This is a genomic window from Acidiferrobacteraceae bacterium, from assembly GCA_037388825.1.
Classification (GTDB): domain Bacteria; phylum Pseudomonadota; class Gammaproteobacteria; order Acidiferrobacterales; family JAJDNE01; genus JARRJV01.
In genome coordinates, this window is record JARRJV010000025.1 from 1 (window position 1) to 3,643 (window position 3,643).

Sequence of the window (3,643 nt, forward strand, 5' to 3'; positions counted from 1 at the left end):
GGAACCCGACAGGCCGCTAACGATGATAAATCTCATGTGGACCGCGGGTTCAGAAGGTCATTATGCTTTTCGAGGAAGTCCTCGATGGGATTCATGCCCCACATGCGCAGGATGTGGGTTCGGGTCGCCGCCTCGAGTAACACGGCGAGGTTCCGGCCTGGGGCCACGTAGAGCACGACTTCAGGGATATCGATGTCGAGATAGTTATGAGTCTGCTGAACCGCCTGGAGCCGGTCAATCTCCGCAAAGTTCTCGGCGCTCAGTTTTTCCAGTCGGATTGTGAAGTGCAGTTGCTTGCGATGACGAACCGCGGTCTCACCAAACATTGTGCGCACATTAATGATTCCCAGTCCCCGGACCTCCAAAAACTCGGTGAGCCGGTTGTTGAGGCAGCGACCGATCAGTGAATCCGGACCGCCGCGGAGGATTTCCACGGCATCGTCCGCGATCAGGCGGTGATTTCGGCTAAGCAATTCCAGGGCGAGCTCACTCTTGCCGATTCCGCTTTCCCCTGTGATCAGCACGCCGATCCCCATGACTTCCATGAAGACACCGTGTTCCACAACACGGGGCGCGAGGGCATGGGAGAGGAAATAGTTCAGGCTCTCGATCAGCAGCGGGCTGGGCTGGCTCGACTGAAAAAAAGGAACCTTGTGTTGATCCGCCGCTTCGAGCAGGTCGGCCGCAGGATCAACCCCGGCGGCAATGAACACCGCCGTCTGGGGGCGACTGAACAGCTTCTCGATGGCAATGGATCGCTCTTCGGGCGAGAGTTGATTGATGTACTCAATCTCGCTGTCGCCAATGACCTGGACGCGGTTGGGATGGATGAAATTGAGATGCCCGACCAGTGCCATGCCGGGATACTTCGCGGTTGCGGGTTCGAGCTGCCGGTTCTCGCCACTTTTCCCCGCGAGCCATTGGAGTTTCAGTTGTGTTGACTGGGCATCGAACAGCTCATGGGCTGTAAGGGAGTCAGTCATGACGCCTTCTGGTATTCAAGATCCGCATCGCAAAGGACGGCGTAGACTTCATCACCGGTCCGGGCCGCCAGCAGACGTTTGCGGTATCCCTCATCTGCCATCATGCGCGCAATCTGGGAGAGCAGCTGGAGATGTTCATCCGTGGTGTTTTCCGGGACGAGGAGGGCAAAAACCATCTTCACGGGCTTGTTGTCGATGGCATCGTAATCCATATCCGACTTGAGAATGGCGAAGGCCCCCACGGCCTTGTCCAGGCCCCGCATTCTTCCGTGGGGGATCGCGATGCCATTGCCTACGCCGGTGCTGCCCAGGCGTTCTCGTTCGATCAGGCATTGAAACGCGGCATGATCGTCCAGTTGGGGATTTCCGGCCCGCATCAGGGTGCTCAAGTTTTCGAGGAGACGTTTCTTGCTGGTCGCACCCAGAGCGCAATCGATGCGTTCCGGAGAAACCAGTTCATGCAGTTGCAGGGTCATTGCGTATTGCCAGGGCGCGTATGGCGAGGGAAAGACTCAGTATTGGTGTTTCTGTTCCGCCGCAACCCGCTGGTGATGGTCACCCGTTTTTTCCTTATGTTTGATTACCTGCCGGTCCAGCTTGTCGGCAAGAAAGTCGATTGCCGCATACATATCGTCACCGTCGGCATTCGCATGGATCTGTGCTCCCTTCGTGTGAATGGTGCACTCGGCCAGGTGTCGGTTCTTTTCCACCAGCAGGACGACATTGGTACTGGTGACGTGATCGAAATGACGGTGAATACGGCCAATCTTCTCGTCGACATAGCTCCGCAGGGGATCGGTGACTTCTACGTGTTGGCCGGTTATCGAGATTTGCATTTGTTAACTCCTGAAAAGATGTAACACCTAAACAAGTGATTTTCTCAGATTCGATGGCGGAATGTTCATGGACTCCCTGTACTTTGCGATGGTACGGCGGGCGACATTGATACCCTGTTCTCCCAGAGACCGGGCAATATCGCTGTCGCTGACCGGTTTCTCGGGTGGTTCGTTTTCAATGATCTTGCTGATCAGGGACCGGATTGCGGTCGCCGAGCAGGTGCCTCCATCGACGGTTCCGACGTGACTGGAAAAAAAGTATTTGAGTTCGAATACGCCACGGGGCGTGAGCATATACTTGTTTGTTGTCACGCGGGAGATGGTCGATTCGTGCATGTTTACGGCCTCGGCCACGTCGTGCAGTACCAGAGGCTTCATGGCTTCGGGTCCGTGATCGAAAAAGGCACGTTGCCGGTCAATGATGGTCCGCGCGACCTTGATCAGTGTTTCGTTCCGGCTATGCAGGCTCTTGAGAAACCACTTTGCCTGCTGCAGCTGTTCCTGCAGATATTTGTTGTCGGCGTTGTTCACGCCCCGCTGAATCAGTTTCTCGTAGGCGTGATTGACCCGCAGGCGCCGCGAGACTTCCTTGTTCAGCTCCGCTCGCCAGACACCCTTGACCTTTTTTACCAGGATGTCGGGAATGATATAGGCCGCTTGCGGCGCATTGATCGCTGCCCCCGGACGCGGGTTCATCTGCTGAATGAGCTGTACCGCGTGCTGCAATTCATTCTGGCGCAGTCCGAGATTCTTGCGCAGCTGCACGTGGTCCCGCTTCGCCAACAGATCAAGGTTGGCGTCGGTGGCAAGTTCCCGTGCCTGGGCAAGCCAGGGTGTATCTTCCGGAAGGACACGCATCTGCAAACGAAGACATTCCGCCAGGCTGCGCGCGCCCACTCCCAGAGGATCGAAGTTCTGAATCTGGTGCAACACGGCCTCGATTTCCTCCACCTCGATCGCATCCTCATCCGACGCAACCGATTGCTGGATATCCTTGAGGTCCGATCGGAGATAGCCATCGTCATCGATGGCATCAATGATTGCCGTCGCGATCTCACGGTCGCGATCGGAGAAGGGCGTGAGGCTCATCTGCCAGTAGAGGTGATCCTGCAGGGTTTCGGCCGCACTGTTGCGCGCATCCAGGTCCATGCCCTCGGTGTCCGAACCGGATGAAGTAGTCGTGGCAATGGGCGATTCGAAGGGGTCGGTCCAGTCGCTGTCGTCTTCCGGGCCGCCCTGTTCCATTTCCGTATCGGTGGCCTTGAGGTTTTCGCCTTCGCTGACCTCGACGCGAACATCCTCTGGCTGTGTCTGTTCGTCCTCGTTGCGGCCGTCGTCTTCCGCTTCTTCCAGCAAGGGGTTGCCTTCCAGGGCCTCCTGTATCTCCTGCTGCAGTTCAATGGAAGAAAGCTGCAAAAGACGGATCGCCTGCTGCAGTTGCGGCGTGATGGTCAGCTGTTGACCGAGTCTTAACTCGAGCGACTGTTTCATGGACAGGTGGATCGTTGCTGCTGTGAGCTGTGTTCGTTTGGTATTGCCGGCGGCATGGTCGAATCCGTAGTGATATTTTAGTCCGTCCCCTCCCCAGAGGATAGCCGAGTTGTGCCCCGGGGACAGTCTCAGAGGGTGAACTCGGACCCCAGGTAGACCCGCCGGACATCCGGATTGGCCAGCACCTCCGGGGGGGTGCCGGCGGTGAGAATACGGCCTTCGCTGAGGATATAGGCACGATCGCAGATTTTCAGGGTTTCGCGCACATTGTGATCAGTAATCAGTACGCCGATCCCAAGTCCCTCTAAGTGTTTGATTAGATGTTGTATTTCA

5 protein-coding genes are annotated in these 3,643 nt (G+C 56.7%); all 5 read right to left on the reverse strand.

Annotated elements, in window-relative coordinates; genetic code table 11:
* Positions 1–32: 32 nt before the first annotated feature.
* Positions 33–983: an HPr(Ser) kinase/phosphatase gene (gene hprK / locus P8X48_06295; protein MEJ2106926.1), complete on the reverse strand. Its 951-nt coding sequence runs from the start codon at positions 981–983 to the stop codon at positions 33–35.
* Positions 980–1,459, reverse strand: coding sequence for a PTS IIA-like nitrogen regulatory protein PtsN (gene ptsN, locus P8X48_06300; GenBank protein ID MEJ2106927.1), 480 nt, complete (start codon positions 1,457–1,459; stop codon positions 980–982). The genes hprK and ptsN overlap by 4 nt, the downstream gene beginning before the upstream one ends.
* Before the next feature lie 36 nt (positions 1,460–1,495).
* Complete coding sequence (gene raiA, locus P8X48_06305) at positions 1,496–1,819, reverse strand: ribosome-associated translation inhibitor RaiA (protein MEJ2106928.1); 324 nt, start codon at positions 1,817–1,819, stop codon at positions 1,496–1,498.
* Between the two features lie 27 nt (positions 1,820–1,846).
* The gene (locus tag P8X48_06310; protein MEJ2106929.1) at positions 1,847–3,310 is read right to left on the reverse strand and encodes an RNA polymerase factor sigma-54; all 1,464 of its coding nucleotides are present in this window, start codon (positions 3,308–3,310) and stop codon (positions 1,847–1,849) included.
* Between the two features lie 128 nt (positions 3,311–3,438).
* Positions 3,439–3,643, reverse strand: a 205-nt coding sequence (locus P8X48_06315; GenBank protein ID MEJ2106930.1) for an LPS export ABC transporter ATP-binding protein, incomplete at its 5' end; no start/stop codon positions are given.

Bases quoted from the DNA above. Each gene is read 5' to 3' on its own strand.
- hprK (MEJ2106926.1), bottom strand. From the start codon at position 983: ATGACTGACTCCCTTACAGCCCATGAGCTGTTCGATGCCCAGTCAACA.
- ptsN (MEJ2106927.1), bottom strand. From the start codon at position 1,459: ATGACCCTGCAACTGCATGAACTGGTTTCTCCGGAACGCATCGATTGC.
- raiA (MEJ2106928.1), bottom strand. From the start codon at position 1,819: ATGCAAATCTCGATAACCGGCCAACACGTAGAAGTCACCGATCCCCTG.
- P8X48_06310 (MEJ2106929.1), bottom strand. From the start codon at position 3,310: ATGAAACAGTCGCTCGAGTTAAGACTCGGTCAACAGCTGACCATCACG.